The following is a 22,633-nucleotide window of genomic DNA, read 5'->3' as shown; positions in this document are numbered from 1 at the left end:
GTGAATTATGCGTTGTTGATGCCGAGTTCGCGTTCACGAAGAACGGTTTTCGCGCGTGCAATCGACTTGCGCACTTCACGGATACGAGCAGGGTTCTCAAGCTGACCAGTCGCGAGTTGGAAACGAAGGTTGAACAACTCTTCTTTCCACGAACCGACTTTACCGTTAAGCTCTTCAGTTGTTTGCTGACGGAGATCAGTTGCTTTCATTCGTATCACCACCATTTTCTTCACGTTTTACGAACTTACATTTTACTGGAAGTTTGTGTGATGCAAGACGGAGAGCTTCGCGTGCGATCTCTTCCGATACTCCTGCGATTTCGAACATTACTTTACCCGGTTTGACGACTGCTACCCAGCCCTCCGGAGCACCTTTACCTGAACCCATTCGGACTTCAAGAGGTTTTTTAGTGTATGGCTTGTGTGGGAAGATCTTGATCCACACTTTACCACCACGTTTCATATAACGAGTCATCGCGATACGCGCTGATTCGATTTGACGGCTAGTGATCCAGCTAGCTTCTTGAGCTTGGATACCGAACTCGCCGAAGTGTACTGTAGTACCACGTTTCGCTTTACCACGCATGTTGCCGCGGTGAACACGACGATATTTTACACGTTTTGGTAACAACATGTTGTGTTGCCTCCTTCCCTAGACGGATGTGGATTATTCTTCGTTTGCTGCTGCTTTTTTCGTAGGAAGCACTTCACCGTGGTGGAGCCATACTTTTACGCCAATTTTGCCGTAAGTTGTATCAGCTTCTGCAGTACCGTAATCGATGTCTGCACGGAGTGTATGAAGTGGAACTGTTCCTTCCGAATACTTCTCAGAACGAGCGATATCAGCGCCACCAAGACGACCAGAAACTTCAGTCTTGATTCCTTTGATACCAGAACGCATTGAGCGTTGGATTGATTGCTTCATAGCACGACGGAACGATACGCGACCTTCAAGTTGGCGAGCGATGTTCTCAGCGACGAGCTTAGCAACTGCATCCGGGTTTTTCACTTCAACGACGTTAACGTGAACGCGTTTGCCTTTTGCAAGGTTAGTGATGTCTTTACGAAGTGTTTCGATTTCAGAACCGCCTTTACCGATAACCATACCAGGCTTAGCAGTGTGAAGTGAGATGTTCAAGCGGTTAGCTGCGCGCTCGATTTCTACTTTAGAGACACTAGCGTCTTTAAGACGTTTTTCGATATATTCACGAACTACGTAGTCTTCATGAAGGAGATCAGCATAGTCTTTATCTGCGAACCAACGTGATTCCCAGTCTTTGATGATACCTACGCGAAGACCAGTTGGGTTAATCTTCTGACCCACGGTAATCCCTCCTTATTTTTCAGATACCACGATGTGAACGTGGCTCGTACGTTTGTTGATGCGGCTTGCGCGACCCATTGCACGTGGGCGGAAACGTTTGAGCGTTGGACCTTCGTTTACGTAAGCCTCAGTGACTACGAGGTTTTCGATGTTCATGTCGAAGTTGTGCTCAGCGTTCGCGATTGCCGATTTCAATACTTTCTCAACGATTGGCGTTGCTGCCTTGTTCGTGTAAGCAAGAATCGAAAGTGCTTCGCCGATTTGCTTCCCGCGGATTAAGTCTACTACGAGACGTGCCTTACGAGGAGCAATGCGAACCATATTAGCCGATGCTTTTGATTGCATAATGAGTACCTCCCCTCAGATTAACGTTTCGTTTTCTTATCGTTTCCAGCATGTCCTTTGTAAGAACGTGTTGGAGCGAATTCACCAAGTTTGTGACCGACCATATCTTCTGTCACGTAAACCGGTACGTGTTTACGACCATCGTAGACAGCGATCGTGTGACCGATGAACTCTGGGAAGATTGTCGAGCGGCGTGACCAAGTTTTGATGACATGTTTGTCACCAGCTTCGTTGGCTTTATCAACCTTAGCGAGCAGATGGTGATCTGCGAATGGACCTTTTTTCAAGCTGCGACCCATAGTTGTACCTCCCTTTGGCATGATTCAGGAACGGTTCCTACGAACCGTCCAGAAATCATGTAATTATTTTTTAGAACGACGGACGATATATTTATCGCTCGCTTTGTTTTTCTTACGAGTTTTGTATCCGAGTGCCGGTTTACCCCAAGGAGTAAGTGGGCCCGAACGACCGATTGGAGCACGTCCTTCACCACCACCGTGTGGGTGATCGACTGGGTTCATGACAGAACCACGAACTGTAGGACGTTTTCCGAGCCAGCGTGAACGACCAGCTTTACCGATATTGACGAGCTCGTGCTCTTCATTACCGACAGCGCCGACTGTTGCACGGCAAGTAGCAAGGATCATACGAGTTTCGCCTGATTGAAGACGAACGATCGCGTATTTACCATCTTTACCGAGAAGCTGAGCAGAAGTACCAGCTGCGCGAACGAGCTGACCACCTTTACCTGGCTTAAGTTCGATGTTGTGGATCAACGTACCGACTGGGATGTTTGAAAGTGGAAGAGCATTACCGACTTTAATGTCAGCTTCTGGTCCAGCCATGACTTGCATGTCTACTTTCAAGCCTTTCGGTGCGAGGATGTAGCGTTTTTCACCATCGATGTAGTGGATCAATGCGATGTTAGCAGAGCGGTTTGGATCGTACTCAATTGTAGCGACACGACCAGCGATGCCATCCTTGTTCCGTTTGAAGTCGATGATACGATATTTACGTTTGTGTCCGCCACCTTGGTGACGTACTGTCAAGCGACCTTGGTTGTTACGTCCGCCCTTTTTCGAAAGCTTTTCAGTTAACGATTTTTCAGGACGTGAAGCCGTAATCTCAGCAAAGTCAAGTGCAGTCATATTACGACGACCGTTAGTGGTCGGTTTAAACTTTTTAATTCCCATCGAGAGTTCCCTCCTTTTCTACAGAGTTCCGATTAACCGAGGTAATCGAGTTCTTTGCTATCTGCAGTAAGCGTGACGACCGCTTTTTTGCGGCGTGCTGTGTAACCAGCGTGACGACCTACGCGTTTTGCTTTTGGTTTTGAGATCAATGTGTTGACTTTGTCAACTTTCACTCCGAAGATCGCTTCAACTGCATCTTTGATTTGAGTCTTAGATGCCTTCACGTCTACTTCGAATGTGTACTTTTTCTCAGCCATTTGGTTTACTGAACGTTCAGTAATGACAGGACGTTTGATAATGTCGTGTGTGTGTGCCATTATGCAAGCACCTCCTCTACTCTCGCAACAGCGTCCTTCGTAATGATGACTTTGTCATGAGCGACAAGATCAAGGACGTTTACACCTGCAGCGTCAACGACTGTGACACCTGGGATGTTGCGTGTTGAAAGAACGACTGACTCGTTGTAATCAGCAGTAACGACGAGAACTTTACGTTCGATTGAAAGAGCAGCGAATACTGCGATCATGTCCTTAGTTTTAGGAGCATCGATTGTCAATCCTTCAAGAACGATGAACTCGTTGTTAGCGACTTTCGAAGAAAGTGCTGAACGAAGTGCGAGACGACGAACCTTTTTAGGAAGTTTGTAAGCGTACGAACGTGGTGTTGGACCGAAGACTGTTCCACCGCCAACCCATTGTGGCGAACGGATCGAACCTTGGCGTGCACGACCAGTACCTTTTTGTTTCCATGGTTTACGGCCGCCACCGCGAACTTCCGAGCGACCTTTTGTATCATGTGTACCTTGGCGACGTGAAGCTTGTTGCATGACGATTGCATCGTATACGACTGCTTCATTTGGCTCGATTCCGAAAACGGCATCTGCGAGCTCGATGTCTCCAACTTGTGTACCTGTTTGGTTAAGCAAAGCTACTTTAGGCATTCGTTATTCCTCCTTTCCTTGCAAACGGATTAGTTGCCTTTAACCGCAGTTTTGATGACAACTTGGCTCTTACGTGCGCCTGGGATAGCACCCTTGACGAGGAGTAAGCCGCGTTCTGCATCAACTTTTACGATTTCAAGGTTTTGAACAGTGATTTGCTCTCCACCCATGCGTCCAGGGAGCAATTTCCCTTTGAATACACGGTTAGGAGCAACAGGACCCATTGAACCTGGGCGACGGTGGTAACGCGAACCGTGAGCCATTGGACCACGTGATTGGTTGTGACGCTTGATTGCACCAGCGAAACCTTTACCTTTCGACGTACCTGTTACATCAACCATTTCGCCTGCAGCGAAAGTATCTGCTTTAATCTCTTGACCGATTTCGAAATCTGCTACTGATGTACGGATTTCTTTAATGAAGCGCTTAGGTGTCGCGTTTGCTTTCGCAGCGTGACCTTTTTGCGGTTTGTTTTGACGACCTTCTTTGATATCACCAAAGCCGAGTTGAACTGCTTCGTAACCGTCAACTTCCGTTGTTTTCAATTGAAGAACAACGTTACCTTCGACTGAAACGACAGTAACAGGGACGACTTCGCCTGACTCGTTGAAGATTTGTGTCATACCGAGTTTAGTTCCTAAGATTCCTTTAGCCATGAGATACACCTCCTAATATTGAATGATTTTGATCTTCTGGCTAGTATCAACTATCTATAGAAGAAAAATTAAAGTTTGATTTCGATGTCAACGCCCGATGGAAGTTCGAGACGCATAAGCGCATCAACAGTTTTCGGTGTTGGGTTAACGATGTCGATCAAACGTTTGTGTGTACGCATTTCGAACTGCTCACGAGCATCTTTGTACTTGTGAACGGCACGAAGTACTGTGTAGACCGCTTTCTCCGTTGGGAGTGGGATCGGACCAGATACAGTAGCACCTGAACGTTTTGCTGTGTCGACAATCTTCTCAGCCGATTGATCAAGCACGCGGTGATCGTATGCTTTCAAACGGATCCGAATTTTTTCATTTGCCATGTTATTTCCCTCCTTTTCGCCTATTTCGTAAATAGACATTCTCCGCGGAAATTTCCACACTAGCCATGGCAATGCCGCCTGGTGTGTCATAACCTCCCGCTTCATCGCGTTGTGTTTGTGACCAACATATTCTATCATACTGAATCACCAGCAAGAATGCAAGCACTAATAAAATAGAATATGTATTCAAGTCTCTCACCACTCGCACAAACACTTTCCTCAGTATATAAGATGTCAGACCATGTTGCAAGACTGTTTTCAAAGAAATGAAAAAAGGTCTTCCGCCACGGGAGACGGAAGACCTTTATCTTAAAAATTACTCAACGATTTCTGTAACTGATCCAGCGCCTACTGTACGGCCACCTTCACGGATTGAGAAACGAGTTTCTTTTTCAAGAGCGATTGGTGCGATGAGTTCAACAGTCATTTCGATGTTGTCCCCAGGCATAACCATTTCAGTACCTTCTGGAAGTTGAACCATACCAGTTACGTCAGTTGTACGGAAGTAGAACTGCGGGCGGTAGTTCGCGAAGAATGGCGTGTGACGGCCACCCTCTTCTTTAGAAAGAACGTAAACTTGCGCTTTGAACTTTTTGTGTGGTGTGATTGTGTTTGGTTTCGCGAGAACTTGTCCACGCTCGATGTCGTCACGTGATACACCACGGAGAAGAGCACCGATGTTGTCGCCAGCTTCAGCATAGTCAAGAAGCTTACGGAACATCTCTACACCAGTACATACTGATTTTTTAGTTTCTTCGTGAAGACCAACGATTTCGATCTCGTCGTTGACTTTAAGAACTCCACGCTCAACGCGGCCAGTAGCAACTGTACCACGACCAGTGATTGAGAAGACATCCTCAACTGGCATCATGAAGTCTTTTTCAGTGTCACGAGTTGGTTCTGGGATGTACTCATCGACAGCTGCCATGAGTTCCATGATTTTTTCTTCCCATTTAGCTTCGCCGTTAAGCGCGCCAAGAGCAGAACCTTGGATAACTGGGAGGTCATCACCTGGGAAGTCATACTCAGAAAGAAGTTCACGGATTTCCATTTCGACGAGCTCAAGAAGCTCTTCGTCGTCAACCATGTCAACTTTGTTCATGAATACTACGATGAAAGGAACACCTACTTGACGTGAAAGCAAGATGTGCTCACGTGTTTGTGGCATTGGACCATCTGTTGCAGAAACAACGAGGATCGCGCCGTCCATTTGTGCAGCACCAGTGATCATGTTTTTAACATAGTCAGCGTGACCTGGGCAGTCAACGTGTGCATAGTGGCGTTTTTCTGTTTCGTACTCGATGTGAGCTGTTGCGATTGTGATACCGCGCTCGCGCTCTTCTGGAGCACCATCGATTTGGTCAAACTTAGTTGCAGCTTTACCTTGTGATTTTGCAAGTACAGCTGAGATAGCTGCTGTCAAAGTTGTTTTACCGTGGTCGACGTGGCCGATTGTACCAACGTTAACGTGCGGTTTAGAACGGTCGAATTTTTCCTTACCCATTCTGAATTCCTCCTCTATGTGTCTAATAATTTTTTATAACTAGGAAGGTGAGTCGTAAGATAACGTACACCTTCCTTAGCTTACACTAATCAGAAAAGCGTGACAACCTGTGAAGGATTAGCCGTTTGCTTTTTTGATGATTTCTTCTGCAACTGATTTCGGTACTTCTTCGTAGTGATCGAAGTGCATCGAGTACGTTCCGCGACCTTGTGTGCGTGAACGAAGACCAGTAGCATATCCGAACATTTCAGAAAGTGGAATCATTGAACGGACAACTTGAGCGTTACCGCGTGCTTCCATACCTTCTACGCGACCACGGCGTGATGTAACATCACCCATGATGTCTCCCATGTATTCGTCTGGGATGACGATTTCAACTTTCATCATTGGCTCAAGGATAACAGCGCCGCTCTTATCTTTAAGTTGTTTGACTGCCATTGAAGCCGCAACTTTAAATGCCATCTCGTTTGAGTCGACATCGTGGTACGATCCGAAGACGAGTGAAGCTTTTACGTCAACGACCGGGTAACCAGCAAGGATACCGTTTTGAAGTGCTTCTTCGATTCCGTTCTCAACCGCTGGGATGTATTCACGTGGAACAACACCACCGACGATTTTGTTGTTGAACTCGAAGCCAGCGCCTTCTTCGTTCGGCTCGAATTCTACGACGACGTGACCATACTGACCACGACCACCAGATTGACGAGCGAACTTCGAATCGATCTTCGCCGCTTGGCGGATCGTTTCACGGTAAGCTACTTGTGGAGCACCAACGTTTGCTTCGACTTTGAACTCGCGACGCATACGGTCAACGATGATGTCGAGGTGAAGCTCACCCATACCTGAGATGATCGTTTGACCAGTCTCTGGGTTTGTTTCAGTGCGGAACGTTGGATCCTCTTCAGCAAGCTTAGCGAGGGCTTGACCCATTTTATCTTGGTCAGCTTTCGTTTTTGGTTCGATAGCGACCGAGATAACTGGTTCTGGGAATGTCATTGATTCGAGAACGACGTTGTCTTTCTCTGCACAAAGCGTATCTCCAGTAGTCGTATCTTTCAAACCTACAGCTGCAGCGATGTCACCCGCGTATACCATCGGGATCTCTTCACGGCTGTTTGCGTGCATTTGAAGGATACGTCCAAGACGCTCACGTTTGCCTTTTGTTGAGTTTTTAACGTACGATCCTGCCGAAGCTGTACCAGAGTACACACGGAAGAATGTCAATTTACCGACGTAAGGGTCAGTCATGACTTTGAACGCGAGTGCAGAGAATGGTGCTTCGTCCGAAGACTCACGCACGATTTCTTCATCCGTATCCATGTCGATACCTGAGATCGCTTTTACGTCGATTGGTGATGGGAGGTAATCGAGAACTGCGTCAAGCATAAGCTGAACACCTTTGTTCTTGAATGCCGAACCTACGAGTACAGGATAGAAGTCAACTGTCAGAGTTGCTTTACGGATAGCCGCTTTCAACTCGTCGATTGTGATTTCTTCACCCTCGAGGTATTTCATCATCAATTCTTCTTCGTAATCCGCAACTGCTTCGATCAATGATCCACGGAGTTCTTCAGCTTGATCAGCGAGATCAGCTGGGAAACCGTCAGTCACTTCGATGTCAGTTCCAAGATCGTTACCGTACATGTATGTTTTCTGTTCGACGAGGTCGATGATTCCTTTGAATTCATCTTCCGCACCGATTGGAATTTGGATCGCGTGTGCGTTCGCTTGGAGGCGTTCGCGAAGCGTTCCGACCGAGTACAAGAAGTCTGCACCGATTTTATCCATTTTGTTAACGAAAACGATACGTGGTACGCCGTAAGTTGTAGCTTGGCGCCATACTGTCTCAGTTTGTGGCTCAACACCAGACTGAGCGTCAAGTACTGCTACCGCACCATCAAGTACGCGAAGTGAACGTTCAACCTCAACTGTGAAGTCTACGTGTCCAGGTGTATCGATGATGTTTACGCGGTTACCTTTCCATTGAGCAGTTGTTGCTGCCGATGTAATCGTGATCCCACGCTCTTGCTCTTGCTCCATCCAGTCCATTTGTGAAGCACCTTCGTGCGTTTCACCAATCTTGTGGATACGACCCGTGTAATACAGGATACGCTCAGTCGTTGTTGTTTTACCAGCATCGATGTGAGCCATGATCCCGATGTTACGAGTGTTCTTAAGGGAGAATTCTCTTGCCATCTTTAAACATTCTCCTTTCGCATTTTAGTTTAGTGGTCGTGTGTTGCCACACGTCATGACTATACCCGAAAGCCACCTCATAATTCCATTAAAAATGGCATGCATGAGGTGGTGATTTTCGGAATTACCAGCGGTAGTGAGCAAACGCTTTGTTCGCTTCCGCCATTTTGTGCATATCTTCGCGCTTCTTAACAGAAGCACCAGTGTTGTTTGCAGCGTCCATGATTTCGTTAGCAAGGCGCGCATCCATAGTTTTTTCGTTACGGAGACGTGAGTAGTTCACGAGGTAACGAAGTGCGAGTGTCGTACGACGCTCTGGGCGAACTTCGACAGGAACTTGATAGTTAGCTCCACCTACACGGCGTGCTTTAACTTCAAGAACTGGCATGATGTTGTTCATCGCTTCTTCAAAGACTTCCATTGCATCGCGACCTGAACGTTCAGCGATAGTTTCGAAAGCTTTGTATAAGATTTGTTGAGCAGTACCTTTTTTACCATCTAACATAAGACGGTTGATAAGGCGGGTAACGAGTTTAGAGTTGTAGATCGGATCAGCCATTACATCACGACGTTCTGCTTGACCTTTACGTGGCATTCCGAGTCCCTCCTTTCATATAGTGAGGTGATATCTTAAGATATCTAGATTATTTTTTAACTTTAGGACGTTTAGTACCGTATTTCGAACGACCTTGCATACGGCCGTCAACACCAGCTGTATCAAGTGCACCACGAACGATGTGGTAACGTACCCCTGGTAAGTCTTTTACACGGCCGCCGCGGATAAGAACAACACTGTGCTCTTGAAGGTTGTGGCCGATACCTGGGATGTAAGCTGTTACTTCCATTGTGTTCGTCAAACGTACACGTGCGTATTTACGAAGAGCCGAGTTCGGTTTCTTCGGAGTCATTGTACCTACACGAGTACAAACACCACGTTTTTGTGGTGAGCTGATGTCAGTACGAGCTTTAATGAAGCTGTTGTACCCTTTGTTCAGCGCTGGCGAATCTGATTTCACAACTTTTGATTGACGTCCTTTACGGACTAATTGGTTGATAGTAGGCATCTTTGAGATCCTCCCTTCCTGAATTCATGACAAATTTCAAAACCACCGAGCCGGGTGGTTCATCGAAAGTCATAATGAAACGTTTTGCGTGGCTCAGGCATTCCATCGCCACACAAAACGCATTATCAAACTTTCTTAATGGCAACAGCTGTTGCTGCGACATCGATTCCACAAGCTTTTCCAAGCTCTTGCTTAGAAGGAACATTCACGACTGGAACGTTAGCTTGTTTCGCCGCATCGAGCAATGCTTGTTTTACGTGTTCATCTGCGTCATCCGCAATGATCACTTCCGACGCCTTGCCAGATCGCAATGCTTTGAGCGTTTGCTTTTGACCGACAAACTTCAAATCTGCGCCGACTACTTTTTTGTAAGACATGAAGATATCCTCCAAAATAACACAGCCGGTTGGCAACACTATATCATAGTAGCACCGCCATACCGGCGTGTCAAGGCGTTTTATTCTACCGGAGAATCGGCTTCTACAGGTGCTTCGCCAGCTACTTCGAGATCGATCTGACGGTAACGTGACATCCCAGTACCAGCTGGAACCAACTTACCGATGATGACGTTCTCTTTCAAGCCGCGAAGGTAGTCGCTCTTCCCTTTAATCGCTGCATCCGTAAGGACACGAGTCGTTTCTTGGAACGACGCAGCCGATAGGAATGAATCTGTTTCAAGTGACGCTTTCGTGATACCGAGAAGAACTGGTTTCGCCGAAGCGAGAGCTTTCCCGTTACGGAGCGCTTCTTTACAAGCTTCCTTGAACGTGCTGATATCGACGAGCGAACCTGGTAAGAGTGAAGTCTCACCAGACTCGATGACACGTACGCGACGGATCATTTGGCGAACCATGACCTCGACGTGTTTGTCACCGATCTCAACCCCTTGCATCCGGTATACTTTTTGAACTTCTTGAAGCAAGTAGTTCTGAACGCCGGATACACCTTTAACGTTCAAGAGTTCTTTCGGATCGATCGAACCTTCCGTGAAGACTTGACCGGCTTTGACCTCGTCCCCAAGCTGAACACGTAGACGCGAACCGAATGGGATCGTGTATGTGCGTGTTTCGCTGAGTCCTTGGACCGTCAATTCACGTTTGTCACGCGATTCCGTGAAGTCGATGACTTGACCATCGATTTCCGAGATAACCGCTTGACCTTTCGGGTTACGCGCTTCGAACAACTCTTGGATACGCGGAAGACCTTGTGTGATATCGTCTCCGGCAACCCCACCTGTGTGGAAGGTACGCATCGTAAGCTGCGTTCCTGGCTCACCGATTGATTGTGCCGCGATGATACCGACAGCTTCGCCGACTTCGACGTCGTTGCCTGTTGCCAAGTTGCGTCCGTAACATTTCTTACAGACACCATGGCTTGTGTTACATGTGAAGGCAGTACGGATCTCGACGTTGTCGACACCAGCGTCAGTGATGACACGTGCGATGTCTTCATCGATGAGTTCGTTCGTCGAAACGAGGACTTCTCCTGTTTCGGGGTGAACGACGTTTTCGAATGCAGTACGGCCGACGAGGCGGTCGTAGAGGCTTTCGATCTCTTCCGTTCCTTCACGGAGTGCTGTGACGCGGATACCACGATCCGTTCCACAATCATCTTCACGGATGATGACGTCTTGAGCAACGTCAACGAGACGACGAGTCAGGTAACCCGAGTCAGCCGTTTTCAAGGCTGTATCGGCAAGACCTTTACGTGCACCGTGTGTCGAGATGAAGTATTCCTGTACCGTTAGACCCTCACGGAACGATGATTTGATTGGGAGCTCGATGATCCGTCCACTTGGAGCGGCCATGAGTCCACGCATACCAGCGAGCTGCGTGAAGTTCGACGCGTTACCACGGGCACCGGAGTCACTCATCATGAAGATCGGGTTGAGACGGTTGAGGGATTTCATCAGACGAGACTGAATTTCATCCTTCGCATCATTCCACGATTTAACGACGCGCTCATAGCGCTCGTCTTCTGTGATGAGACCACGACGGTACGATTTCATGACGCGGTCGACATTGTCCTGGGCTTCAACAAGAATCTCTTGTTTATCCGGAAGAACGATGATGTCCGCGATCCCTACCGTGATACCGGCACGAGTCGAGTGTTTGAATCCGAGGTTTTTCATGCGGTCGAGCATGCGGCTTGTTTCTGTCGTCTCAAACCGTTTGAAGACTTCCGCGATGACATTTCCAAGGAATCCTTTTTTGAACGGGTCGATGATCGGACGGTTCTTCAGTTCTGCCGCGACATCTGTTCCTTTTTCAAGGAAGTACTTGTCTGGCGTCGCTTCTTGAAGGTTCGTCATCGTTGGTTCGTTCAAGTAAGGGAACGTCGTTGGGAGGATCTCGTTGAAGATCAACTTACCGACTGTTGTAATCAATAATTTCTCGTTTTGCTCTTCCGTGAATGTCGGGTTCTTGAGAACGCCGGCTGGAATCGCAACACGTGTATGGAAGTGCGCATAACCGTTTTGATAAGCGATGAGCGCTTCATTCACTGTCGAGAAGATTTTACCTTCGCCGATCGCATTTTCGCGCTCGAGCGTGAGGTAGTAGTTACCGAGGACCATATCCTGCGATGGTGTAACAACAGGTTTACCGTCTTTCGGGTTCAAGATGTTTTGTGCAGCGAGCATGAGAAGACGCGCTTCTGCTTGTGCTTCTGCCGAAAGTGGTACGTGAACCGCCATTTGGTCACCATCGAAATCGGCGTTATATGCCGTACATACGAGTGGGTGAAGGCGAATCGCGCGTCCTTCGACGAGCGTTGGTTCGAACGCCTGGATACCGAGACGGTGAAGTGTCGGTGCACGGTTCAAGAGAACCGGATGCTCACGGATGACTTCTTCAAGAACATCCCAGATTTCAGGTTGAACGCGCTCGATTTTCCGTTTCGCACTCTTGATGTTCGGTGCGATGCCACGAGAGACAAGTTCTTTCATGACGAACGGTTTGAAGAGTTCAAGGGCCATTTCTTTTGGAAGACCACATTGATACATCTTCAGATTCGGACCAACGACGATAACCGAACGACCAGAATAGTCGACACGTTTACCGAGCAAGTTTTGACGGAAACGTCCTTGTTTCCCTTTCAACATGTGTGAAAGTGATTTAAGTGGACGGTTACCTGGTCCTGTGACTGGACGACCACGACGACCGTTATCGATCAAGGCATCGACTGCTTCTTGAAGCATCCGTTTTTCATTCTGAACGATGATGTTCGGAGCGCCAAGGTCAAGAAGACGCTTGAGACGGTTGTTACGGTTGATGACGCGGCGGTACAAGTCGTTCAAGTCAGACGTCGCGAAACGTCCGCCATCGAGTTGAACCATCGGACGAAGTTCCGGTGGGATGACTGGAAGTACTTCAAGCACCATCCATTCTGGATTGTTGCCCGAGTTACGGAAAGCATCGAGAACTTCAAGACGTTTGATCGCACGCGTACGACGTTGTCCTTGAATCATACGAAGTTCTTCACGTAATGCAGCGACTTCTTTATCGAGTTCCACGTCACGGAGCAATTTACGAACTGCTTCCGCACCCATTTCAGCAGTAAACGAACGACCGAACTTCTCACGATAGGCACGGTATTCTTTCTCTGAAAGGAGTTGTTTCTTCTCAAGTGTCGATTCGCCTGGATCTGTTACGACGTACGACGCGAAGTAGATGATCTCTTCTAACGCACGTGGTGACATGTCGAGGACGAGTCCCATACGGCTAGGAATTCCTTTGAAGTACCAGATGTGCGAAACCGGTGCTGCGAGCTCGATGTGACCCATGCGCTCCCGACGGACTTTCGACTTCGTGACTTCAACGCCACAGCGATCACAAATGATTCCTTTATAGCGGATCCGTTTGTATTTACCACAGTAACATTCCCAGTCTTTTGTTGGACCAAAAATACGTTCACAGAACAAACCATCTTTCTCCGGTTTGAGTGTACGATAGTTGATCGTCTCCGGCTTTTTCACTTCCCCGAAAGACCATGAACGGATCTTTTCGGGGGAAGCGAGGCCGATTTGCATATATTCAAATCTATTAACATCTACCAAGGGGTGGACCTCCCTTTCGCTTATTCCTCTTCAGTAACAACTGGTGCGACAGGCGCTTGAACTTCTTCGAGTGCTGGAGTCGCGTTCGGGATATTGTCCTCGTCTTCGTCACGCATTTCGATCTCTTCATCATCAGCAGACATCATCTTAACGTCCATACCGAGGGATTGAAGCTCTTTAATGAGGACTCGGAACGATTCCGGTACGCCCGGTTGTGGTACATTCTCACCTTTGACGATTGCTTCGTACGCTTTGACACGACCGATCGTATCATCCGACTTGATTGTAAGGATTTCTTGGAGCGTGTAGGCTGCGCCGTATGCTTCAAGTGCCCATACTTCCATCTCACCGAAACGCTGACCACCGAACTGGGCTTTACCACCAAGCGGTTGTTGTGTAACGAGTGAGTATGGTCCTGTCGAACGTGCGTGAAGTTTATCATCGACCATGTGAGCAAGTTTAATCATATACATGACACCGACAGAGATACGGTTATCGAACGCTTCACCCGAACGACCATCATAAAGGACAGTCTTCGCGTCGCGATCCATACCTGCTTCTTCAATCGTTGCCCAAACATCTTCCTCACGCGCACCATCGAATACTGGTGATGCGACTTTAATGCCGAGTTGACGTGCTGCCATCCCGAGGTGAAGCTCGAGCAACTGCCCGATGTTCATCCGTGATGGAACCCCAAGTGGGTTCAACATGATGTCAATTGGCGTACCGTCTGGCATGTACGGCATGTCTTCTTCTGGAAGGATACGTGAGATAACACCTTTGTTACCGTGACGACCCGCCATTTTATCACCCTCGTGAATCTTACGCTTCTGAACGATGTAAGCACGGATCAACTGGTTGACACCAGGTGAGAGCTCGTCCCCATTATCGCGGTCGAAGATTTTGACGTCGAGAATGATTCCATCACCACCGTGTGGAACACGGAGAGATGTATCACGGACTTCACGTGCTTTTTCACCGAAGATTGCATGAAGAAGACGTTCTTCCGCTGTCAATTCCGTTACACCCTTCGGCGTAACTTTACCGACGAGGATATCGCCGTCCTTGACTTCCGCACCGACGCGAATGATTCCGCGATCGTCGAGGTTTTTCAAGGCATCATCACCGACGTTCGGAATATCACGTGTGATTTCTTCCGGTCCGAGTTTCGTATCACGCGACTCACATTCGTATTCTTCGATGTGGATCGATGTGTAGACGTCGTCTTTGACAAGACGTTCACTCATGATGACAGCATCCTCATAGTTGTAACCATCCCATGTCATGAAACCGACGAGTACGTTACGACCAAGCGCAAGTTCCCCACCGTCCATCGATGGACCATCTGCAAGGATCTCGCCTTTATCGACTGGGTCGCCTGCTTTGATGATTGGTTTTTGGTTATAACACGTTCCTTGGTTAGAACGGATGAATTTTTGAATCTTGTAACGGTCGAGTTCACCTTCGACGATGTTGCCATCGACTTCCGTCGTACGACGGACAAGGATTTCACGCGCCGTAACGCGCTCAGCGATCCCTGCGTGCTTCGCAACAACAGCGGCTCCTGAGTCTTTTGCAGACACGTACTCCATACCTGTACCGACAATCGGAGATTCCGGGTTCAGAAGTGGGACGGCCTGACGTTGCATGTTCGCTCCCATGAGGGCACGGTTCGAGTCATCGTTCTCAAGGAACGGGATACAAGCCGTTGCGGCAGATACAACCTGCTTCGGTGAAACGTCCATATAATCGACACGTGCTGGTTCAACAGACAAGTTTTGTCCACGGAAACGTGAAAGGACGTGTGAATCTTGGAACGTCTTCTCTTCCGTCAACAACATGTTTGCCTGTGCGACGACGTAAAGATCCTCTTCGTCTGCAGTCATGTAATGGATTTCATCTGTGACGACGCCCGTTTCCGGATCGACACGACGATATGGTGCTTCGATGAAGCCGTACTCATTGACCTTCGCGTACGAAGACAACGAGTTGATCAAACCGATGTTTGGTCCCTCTGGCGTTTCGATCGGACACATACGGGAATAGTGCGAGTAGTGTACGTCACGAACTTCGAAACCAGCGCGCTCACGTGTCAAACCACCGGGTCCGAGTGCTGAAAGACGACGTTTGTGCGTCAATTCTGCAAGCGGGTTCGTTTGGTCCATGAACTGAGACAACTGCGAGCTACCGAAGAACTCTTTAATCGATGCGATAACTGGACGAATGTTGATCAATGCCTGTGGCGTGATCGCATTCTGATCCTGAATCGACATCCGTTCTTTAACGACACGTTCCATCCGCGAGAGACCGATCCGGAATTGATTCTGGAGCAGCTCACCGACTGAACGGAGACGACGGTTACCGAGGTGATCGATATCGTCTGTCGTACCGACTTCATGCAACAAGTTGAAGAAGTAGTTGATCGCAGCAATCATGTCAGCAGGCGTGATGTGCTTGATGTCACGATCGATGTTACCGTTACCGATGATATTGATGATGCGTTCACCTTCAGCATCGTCCGGTGCGAACACCTTGATTGACTGTAAGTTGAAAGCCTCACCCTGCGTCACGCCGCCTGTAGGCGTCGCTTCGATGTAACCAACGGATCCTTCGAGGAATGGAAGGACTTTATCGAGCATACGACGATCAAGGACCGTTCCTGCTTCCGCGATGACTTCACCTGTCTCTGGGTCAACGAGCGTTTCCGCAAGTTTCTGACCGAAAAGACGGTTCTTAAGATGAAGCTTTTTATTGATTTTATAACGACCAACGTTTGCCAAATCATAACGTTTCGGGTCAAAGAAGCGCGACACGAGTAACGCTTTTGCGTTTTCGACTGTCGGCGGCTCTCCCGGACGTAGACGCTCATAAATCTCGATGAGGGCTTTTTCCGTTGATTCCGTATTATCTTTTTCAAGTGAATTCCGGAGGTACTCATCATCACCGAGAAGATCGATGATTTCCTGATCCGTACCGAAACCAAGAGCACGTAAAAGAACCGTTACTGGAATCTTACGCGTGCGATCAATGCGAACATAAACGATGTCTTTCGCGTCTGTCTCGAGCTCGAGCCATGCACCACGGTTTGGGATGACTGTCGCGGAGAATCCACGCTTACCGTTCTTATCTAACTTATTGTTGTAATAAACACTTGGCGAACGAACAAGCTGCGAAACGATTACGCGCTCCGCTCCATTGATGATGAATGTTCCCGACTCCGTCATAAGCGGGAAGTCACCCATGAAGACTTCTTGTTCTTTCAATTCACCCGTCTCTTTATTTTGAAGACGGACTTTAACGCGTAGTGGTGCCGAATAGGTCACGTCGCGCTCTTTCGATTCATCGATCGAATACTTCGGCTCTCCGAGCGAGTAGTCGATGAATTCTAATACGAGATTCCCTGTGAAATCGGAAATCGGCGAAATGTCATGAAACATTTCACGAAGACCTTCCCGCAGGAACCACTCATACGAATTCGTTTGAATCTCGATTAAGTTTGGAAGTTCCAATACTTCGCTGATACGTGCATAGCTTCTTCTCTGACGGTGACGACCGTACTGAACAAGTTGACCAGTCAACTGATTCACCTCTCAGACCCACTTCTTCTTATAGAGAAGGACGGGTGTAATATCGAACATTGAAGCCATTTTTTGATTGATAAGCGCAAAAAAGCGACGTCTTGTCTACTCAATCATCTGTAGTCGAGAACGCCAGCTGCTTTCAAACATCTTATCCAAAAATCACTCCAATGGCATTTTATAATACTATCATAGACACAACATGAGGTCAACGACAAATCCTTCGATTTGTCAAGACCGAATTGATTTAAATATCGAGTACCCTTTATCCCGGGTAACTGTCTCACACATACCGAATACTTCTTCCATCAACTTCTTTGCTGATGGTCCACCTTGTTTCTTTTGAATGACGACCCAAAGTTCGCCACCAACGATGAGATGATCATATGCTTCTCGGAGAATACGATGAACGACCGTTTTTCCTGCCCGAATCGGTGGATTCGTCACGATCGCTGCGAATGTCGATTCGCCTACCCCATCATACCCGTCACTCACACCGGTCGTCACGGAAACACCGTTCGCGCGCGCATTGTCTGCCGCTAGTTCGAGCGCCCGTTCATTGACATCGATCAAGTGTGCCGGACGTCCTGTCGACTTCGAGAGCGCAATGCCCATCGGTCCATATCCACAGCCGACATCTAAAATGTCTCCAGCTACAGCCGGTTCCGTGAATGCCTCAATCAACAGACGTGAACCAAAATCGATTCCGTTCTTTGAAAAGACACCGTGATCCGATGTAAAGCGGAGCGTTTGACCACGCAGGACATATTCCCACGTCTTCGGATCTCGTTTCGATGAAGGGTCATTCGTATAATAATGATCCGCCATGTTTCCTTCCCCTCTCATGTAAAAGATGAAAACAAAAGAAGCTCGCAATGCGAGCTTCTCTTGTTTCTACGGAAGAAGAAAATTACTTAACTTCTACAGTAGCGCCAGCTTCTTCAAGCTTAGCTTTCATTGCTTCAGCGTCTTCTTTCGAAACGCCTTCTTTAACTGGTGCTGGAGTTCCGTCTACGAGAGCTTTCGCTTCTTTAAGACCGAGGCCTGTCAATTCGCGAACTGCTTTGATGACGTTGATTTTACCAGATCCAGCGTTAGTAAGGATAACGTCGAATTCAGTTTGCTCTTCAGCTGCTGCGCCTGCGCCAGCACCTGCAACTGCTACTGGAGCTGCTGCTGATACGCCGAATTCTTCTTCGATTGTTTTTACGAGTTCGTTAAGTTCAAGAACAGTCATGCCCTTGAGGTCTTCGATAAATTGCTCTTTGTTGAAAGCCATTATGGTTTTCCTCCTTTGATTTAGCCCACGTTGGGGTGTGAAAATTGTGTTGGTTGCCTATCCCGCTAAGCAGAAATTAAGCAGATTGTTCTTCTTTTTGCTCTGCGATTGCGTTCGTTGCCACCGCGAGTCCACGGATTGGCGCTTGAAGCACGCTGAGGAGCATCGAAAGGAGACCTTCGCGTGATGGAAGTTCCGCAAGGGCTTTGACATCTTCTACTGAAGTGACTTTGCCTTCGATGATACCACCTTTAAGTTCGAGAGCCTTGTGCGTTTTAGCGAAGTCGTTCAAGATCTTAGCTGGCGCGATAACGTCTTCATTGCTGAAGGCGATCGCACTAGGACCTGTGAAGACTTCATCAAGACCTTCGAGGTTGCTTTGAACTGCCGCGCGGCGGAGGAGACCGTTTTTGTAAACTTTGAATTCAACGCCCGCTTCGCGGAGTTGTTTACGAAGTTCAGTGACTTCTTCTACTGTGAGACCACGGTAGTCGACGACAACTGTTCCTGCGCTCGCTTGGAGTTTCTCAGCGATCTCAGATACGAGATCCGCTTTGACAGCGATAACTTTTTCGTTTGCCATTTCTGTTGCACCTCCTGGTAGATGAAATGTACCGGTGCGAGGGGCTGCTCGATTTCAAATAAAAAGCCTCCGTCTGCAAAGCAGAGGAGGCGTAATCGTCAAAAAGGATACCTGAACAAACAGGCTCTCTGAGCAAGAACACCTCGGAAGGATTTATGCCCATATGAGCACCTTCTGTCTACGGTATGTCGAAATATATCAACGTTTTATACTGTAACAGCGTTCTTAGAACGTTGTCAAGTTCGTTTTAGACGAAATTATTTCGCGAAGTCAGCTGAAGATACTTTTACACCAGGACCCATTGTAGAAGCGATCGCGATGTTCTTAAGGTATACACCTTTAGCAGTAGCAGGCTTAACTTTTACGAGAGTTTCGATAACTGTGTTGATGTTATCAACGAGTTTCTCGTTATCGAATGATTTTTTACCGACAGGAACGTGGATGTTACCTGATTTGTCGACACGGTACTCAACTTTACCAGCTTTGATATCGTTGATTGCTTTTGTGACGTCAAATGTAACTGTACCTGTTTTCGGGTTTGGCATGAGGCCTTTTGGTCCGAGAACGCGACCAAGTTTACCAACTTCACCCATCATGTCTGGTGTCGCGACGATAACGTCGAAGTCGAACCATCCTTGTTGGATTTTGTTGATGTACTCAGCATCACCAGCGTAATCTGCTCCAGCAGCTTCCGCTTCTTTTAATTTCTCACCTTTCGCGAAGACGAGAACTTTTTGTGTTTTACCAGTACCGTGTGGCAATACGACTGCTCCACGGATTTGTTGGTCTGCTTTCTTCGGATCTACTCCGAGACGAACAGCCAATTCGATAGTCTCATCGAATTTCGCAGTTGCAGATTTTTTAGTCAAATCTACAGCTTCTGCGAGTTCGTATGAAACCGTACGATCGATAAGCTTAGCAGCTTCTTTGTACTTCTTACCCATTTTAGGTTCCTCCTTTGTGGTTGTGCGGAAAATCCTCCCACATAATGAAAGGGTAGCAGGCTTCAAGAAACTATCCGCCTGCGACCCTCATCGTTGTTCATGGTAATCAAAAAGACATTAGTCTTCGATTACGATACCCATAGAACGTGCAGTACCTTCAACCATCAACATTGCTGTTTCAACAGATGATGCGTTAAGGTCTGGCATTTTTGTTTCAGCGATTTCACGAACTTTGTCACGTTTGACTGTCGCTACTTTCTTACGGTTCGGTTCACCTGAACCACTCTCAATTCCAGCTGCTTTCTTCAAGAGAACTGCTGCTGGAGGAGTTTTAGTGATGAATGTGAATGAACGATCTTCAAAAACCGTGATGACTACAGGGATAATCAAGCCGGCTTGGTCTTGTGTACGAGCGTTGAACTCTTTACAGAAGCCCATGATGTTCACACCTGCTTGACCGAGTGCCGGTCCAACTGGTGGAGCTGGGTTTGCTTTGCCCGCAGGAATTTGAAGTTTTACGAGTTTCATAACCTTCTTCGCCACGAGACACACCTCCTTAATTCTTTAATGTGGTTTAATTGGACGTTGCGCGTCCTCCCACTCATTCTATTCGACGAGTTATTTATCGAAATAAGCACAACATCAAACACGAAAAATTGTATCATTAAAACAAAACATTCGCAATAGGAAACTTAATCGATTTTATCGACCTGTGCGAAATCAAGCTCGACCTTCGTTTCGCGACCGAACATATCAACAGAGACTTTCATTTTCTCAGCATCTGTATCAAGCTCCTCGATCGTACCTTCGAGATTTTCGAAAGCTCCTTCTTTGATTCGGACGATTTGGCCGAGTGAGAAGTCGTAACGGCTCTTCAGATCGACAAGACCCATTGATCCAAGGATATTTTCTGCTTCTTCCGGAAGAAGTGGGGTCGGTTTTGAACCGCCGCCGACTGATCCGAGGAAGCCTGTGACGTTCGGAGTATTCCGGACGACATACCAGGAATCATCCGTCATGACCATCTCAACGAGGACATACCCCGGGAAGATCTTGACTTCACGTTCCTTGATTTTCGTTTCTCCCTTTTTGTTCGTTACTTCTTCTTGTACCGTTTCAATCGGAACGAGTACACGGAAGATTTTTTCGTCCATGTTCATGGATTCAATTCGACGTTCAAGGTTCGCCTTGACGTTGTTTTCGAATCCGGAATACGTTTGGACGACAAACCATTGTTTCTCCATGGTAGGCCACCTCTTCTTTTTACTTAATCAACCAGCTCATCAATGCGCTAAGCCCTGAATCGACGCCGAAGATGAAGACACCCATGAAGATCACCATACCGATGACCGTCAATGTGTATTTCGTCAGCTCTTTCCGTTTTGGCCAGCTCGTCTTTTTCAATTCATTCCATACGTCACGCAAAAATTTCATCGTACTTTCCCTCCAGGATGTAATAAATCGGGACAGATGAAGCTTTATTTCGCTTCTTTATGAATCGTATGCGCGTTACAACGACGGCAGAATTTCTTCAATTCCAAGCGGACAGTGACGTCCTCTTTTTTCATCGTCGTATAGTCGCGGGCACCGCAATTATCACAAGCAAGGCCTACTTTCTTCGCCATCTCAAAGTCCTCCTTCTTTGCCACTCTTCTCTTCTGTTGAGGTACTTTCCTTCCGAAAAAGAGCGTAAAAAAAAACGCCTATGAGCGGCGTCTCGCTAGTAAGGCGCTAGTTATACAGTAGCATAGGAAGGGATTACGGTCAATCTACCTCTCTGTTAGACCGTCATCTTTCGTGCTTCGAGATAACGCTCAAGCTTGCGCTTGACGCGTTGCAAGGCATTGTCGATCGATTTGACATGACGATCGAGGTCGTCAGAGATTTCCTGATACGTCCGTCCGTCAAGATAGAGCGCGAGGACTTTGCGTTCAAGGTCGCTTAAAATTTCATCCATCTTCGATTCAATGTCTGCATATTCTTCCCGGTTGACGATCAAGATTTGTGGGTCAGAAGGTGCTGTCGACGTAATGATATCGAGTAACGTCCGCTCCGATTCATCGTCATAGATCGGTTTATCGAGTGAGATGTACGAGTTCAACGGGATATGTTTCTGACGTGTCGCCGTCTTGATCGCAGTGATCATCTGTCTCGTAATGCATAATTCGGCAAATCCTTTAAACGAGGCAAGCTTATCCGTTCGGTAATCTCGTACTGCTTTATAGAGACCAATCATTCCTTCTTGAATGATATCTTCTCGGTCTGCCCCGATCAAAAAATAAGAACGGGCTTTGGCGCGCACGAAATTTCGATACCGCTCGATCAAAAATTCGAGCGCATCGCTGTTGTCGAACTCTTTCGCTTGTTCTACAAGCGCTTCATCGGTCATGCACCCAAACTGGTCGAACGAAACCAAACTCATCTTGTATCCCTCCAAGCATCATTGACGAATAGTTCAATTGTTTTTAATTATACAATAATTACCTGTCGCACGACAATGAAAATTGGCATGACCTCTTTTGTTGTATCCAAAATGTATCTTTTCATAAAAAACACCGTTCTTCCAAAGTAGGAAAAACGGTGATCTGCTCATG

Annotated in this window: 26 protein-coding genes and 1 other annotated feature; all 26 genes read right to left on the bottom strand. The window is 47.4% G+C overall.

The window, feature by feature from the left end; translation table 11 throughout:
- Positions 1-5: 5 nt before the first annotated feature.
- On the bottom strand, positions 6-209 hold the full coding sequence (gene rpmC / locus ACN9MT_RS00715) for a 50S ribosomal protein L29 (RefSeq protein ID WP_012369017.1): 204 nt from the start codon (positions 207-209) through the stop codon (positions 6-8).
- Positions 196-633, bottom strand: a complete 438-nt coding sequence (gene rplP / locus ACN9MT_RS00710; protein WP_012369016.1) for a 50S ribosomal protein L16 — start codon at positions 631-633, stop codon at positions 196-198. Before rplP ends, rpmC begins: the two co-directional genes overlap by 14 nt.
- 33 nt (positions 634-666) lie before the next feature.
- On the bottom strand, positions 667-1,323 hold the full coding sequence (gene rpsC / locus ACN9MT_RS00705) for a 30S ribosomal protein S3 (protein WP_023466633.1): 657 nt from the start codon (positions 1,321-1,323) through the stop codon (positions 667-669).
- 12 nt (positions 1,324-1,335) lie between these two features.
- Positions 1,336-1,668 (bottom strand): 50S ribosomal protein L22, encoded by a 333-nt coding sequence (rplV, locus tag ACN9MT_RS00700; protein WP_012369014.1) that lies wholly within the window; start codon positions 1,666-1,668, stop codon positions 1,336-1,338.
- A 20-nt stretch (positions 1,669-1,688) separates the two neighbouring features.
- Positions 1,689-1,967: a 30S ribosomal protein S19 gene (gene rpsS / locus ACN9MT_RS00695; protein ID WP_012369013.1), complete on the bottom strand. Its 279-nt coding sequence runs from the start codon at positions 1,965-1,967 to the stop codon at positions 1,689-1,691.
- Positions 1,968-2,030: 63 nt separating this feature from the next.
- Entirely contained in the window at positions 2,031-2,861 is an 831-nt protein-coding gene (rplB, locus tag ACN9MT_RS00690) for a 50S ribosomal protein L2 (RefSeq protein WP_023466632.1), read from the bottom strand.
- Between the two features lie 32 nt (positions 2,862-2,893).
- Positions 2,894-3,178, bottom strand: a complete 285-nt coding sequence (gene rplW, locus ACN9MT_RS00685; RefSeq protein ID WP_023466631.1) for a 50S ribosomal protein L23 — start codon at positions 3,176-3,178, stop codon at positions 2,894-2,896.
- Positions 3,178-3,801, bottom strand: a complete 624-nt coding sequence (rplD, locus tag ACN9MT_RS00680; RefSeq protein ID WP_023466630.1) for a 50S ribosomal protein L4 — start codon at positions 3,799-3,801, stop codon at positions 3,178-3,180. The genes rplW and rplD overlap by 1 nt, the downstream gene beginning before the upstream one ends.
- 29 nt (positions 3,802-3,830) lie before the next feature.
- Positions 3,831-4,457 carry a 50S ribosomal protein L3 gene (gene rplC / locus ACN9MT_RS00675; RefSeq protein WP_023466629.1) on the bottom strand — a complete coding sequence of 209 codons (627 nt, stop codon included), beginning with the start codon at positions 4,455-4,457 and terminating at the stop codon, positions 3,831-3,833.
- 68 nt (positions 4,458-4,525) lie between these two features.
- Positions 4,526-4,834, bottom strand: coding sequence for a 30S ribosomal protein S10 (gene rpsJ / locus ACN9MT_RS00670; RefSeq protein WP_029343090.1), 309 nt, complete (start codon positions 4,832-4,834; stop codon positions 4,526-4,528).
- Positions 4,835-5,150: 316 nt separating this feature from the next.
- The gene (gene tuf / locus ACN9MT_RS00665; RefSeq protein WP_035413159.1) at positions 5,151-6,338 is read right to left on the bottom strand and encodes an elongation factor Tu; all 1,188 of its coding nucleotides are present in this window, start codon (positions 6,336-6,338) and stop codon (positions 5,151-5,153) included.
- A 117-nt stretch (positions 6,339-6,455) separates the two neighbouring features.
- Positions 6,456-8,534: an elongation factor G gene (gene fusA, locus ACN9MT_RS00660; protein ID WP_035413156.1), complete on the bottom strand. Its 2,079-nt coding sequence runs from the start codon at positions 8,532-8,534 to the stop codon at positions 6,456-6,458.
- A 124-nt stretch (positions 8,535-8,658) separates the two neighbouring features.
- A complete protein-coding gene (gene rpsG, locus ACN9MT_RS00655; RefSeq protein ID WP_023466623.1) occupies positions 8,659-9,129 on the bottom strand; it encodes a 30S ribosomal protein S7 in 471 nt (156 codons plus the stop codon).
- Between the two features lie 49 nt (positions 9,130-9,178).
- Positions 9,179-9,598 carry a 30S ribosomal protein S12 gene (gene rpsL, locus ACN9MT_RS00650; RefSeq protein WP_023466621.1) on the bottom strand — a complete coding sequence of 140 codons (420 nt, stop codon included), beginning with the start codon at positions 9,596-9,598 and terminating at the stop codon, positions 9,179-9,181.
- Positions 9,599-9,723: 125 nt separating this feature from the next.
- Entirely contained in the window at positions 9,724-9,975 is a 252-nt protein-coding gene (locus ACN9MT_RS00645; RefSeq protein ID WP_023466620.1) for a ribosomal L7Ae/L30e/S12e/Gadd45 family protein, read from the bottom strand.
- An 80-nt stretch (positions 9,976-10,055) separates the two neighbouring features.
- Positions 10,056-13,655, bottom strand: a complete 3,600-nt coding sequence (rpoC, locus tag ACN9MT_RS00640; RefSeq protein WP_035413153.1) for a DNA-directed RNA polymerase subunit beta' — start codon at positions 13,653-13,655, stop codon at positions 10,056-10,058.
- Between the two features lie 20 nt (positions 13,656-13,675).
- The gene (gene rpoB / locus ACN9MT_RS00635) at positions 13,676-17,233 is read right to left on the bottom strand and encodes a DNA-directed RNA polymerase subunit beta (protein WP_035399374.1); all 3,558 of its coding nucleotides are present in this window, start codon (positions 17,231-17,233) and stop codon (positions 13,676-13,678) included.
- A 231-nt stretch (positions 17,234-17,464) separates the two neighbouring features.
- On the bottom strand, positions 17,465-18,061 hold the full coding sequence (locus ACN9MT_RS00630) for a class I SAM-dependent methyltransferase (protein ID WP_035413150.1): 597 nt from the start codon (positions 18,059-18,061) through the stop codon (positions 17,465-17,467).
- Between the two features lie 82 nt (positions 18,062-18,143).
- Positions 18,144-18,512, bottom strand: coding sequence for a 50S ribosomal protein L7/L12 (gene rplL, locus ACN9MT_RS00625; protein WP_023466613.1), 369 nt, complete (start codon positions 18,510-18,512; stop codon positions 18,144-18,146).
- Positions 18,513-18,588: 76 nt separating this feature from the next.
- Complete coding sequence (rplJ, locus tag ACN9MT_RS00620) at positions 18,589-19,095, bottom strand: 50S ribosomal protein L10 (RefSeq protein ID WP_023466611.1); 507 nt, start codon at positions 19,093-19,095, stop codon at positions 18,589-18,591.
- A gap of 50 nt (positions 19,096-19,145) precedes the next feature.
- Positions 19,146-19,297, bottom strand: a sequence feature (ribosomal protein L10 leader region).
- Positions 19,298-19,352: 55 nt separating this feature from the next.
- Positions 19,353-20,039: a 50S ribosomal protein L1 gene (rplA, locus tag ACN9MT_RS00615; protein WP_064300983.1), complete on the bottom strand. Its 687-nt coding sequence runs from the start codon at positions 20,037-20,039 to the stop codon at positions 19,353-19,355.
- A 117-nt stretch (positions 20,040-20,156) separates the two neighbouring features.
- The gene (gene rplK, locus ACN9MT_RS00610; RefSeq protein ID WP_023466609.1) at positions 20,157-20,582 is read right to left on the bottom strand and encodes a 50S ribosomal protein L11; all 426 of its coding nucleotides are present in this window, start codon (positions 20,580-20,582) and stop codon (positions 20,157-20,159) included.
- A gap of 149 nt (positions 20,583-20,731) precedes the next feature.
- Positions 20,732-21,283: a transcription termination/antitermination protein NusG gene (gene nusG, locus ACN9MT_RS00605; protein WP_023466607.1), complete on the bottom strand. Its 552-nt coding sequence runs from the start codon at positions 21,281-21,283 to the stop codon at positions 20,732-20,734.
- A 19-nt stretch (positions 21,284-21,302) separates the two neighbouring features.
- Entirely contained in the window at positions 21,303-21,473 is a 171-nt protein-coding gene (secE, locus tag ACN9MT_RS00600; RefSeq protein WP_023466605.1) for a preprotein translocase subunit SecE, read from the bottom strand.
- Positions 21,474-21,517: 44 nt separating this feature from the next.
- Positions 21,518-21,664, bottom strand: a complete 147-nt coding sequence (rpmG, locus tag ACN9MT_RS00595) for a 50S ribosomal protein L33 (protein ID WP_023466603.1) — start codon at positions 21,662-21,664, stop codon at positions 21,518-21,520.
- A gap of 155 nt (positions 21,665-21,819) precedes the next feature.
- Positions 21,820-22,461 carry an RNA polymerase sporulation sigma factor SigH gene (sigH, locus tag ACN9MT_RS00590; protein ID WP_035413147.1) on the bottom strand — a complete coding sequence of 214 codons (642 nt, stop codon included), beginning with the start codon at positions 22,459-22,461 and terminating at the stop codon, positions 21,820-21,822.
- Positions 22,462-22,633: the final 172 nt, after the last annotated feature.

The organism is Exiguobacterium sp. R-17 (assembly GCF_049913315.1).
GTDB lineage: Bacteria > Bacillota > Bacilli > Exiguobacteriales > Exiguobacteriaceae > Exiguobacterium_A.
The sequence above is the reverse complement of the archived record's forward strand: the minus strand, read 5'-3'. Positions and strand labels throughout refer to the sequence as shown.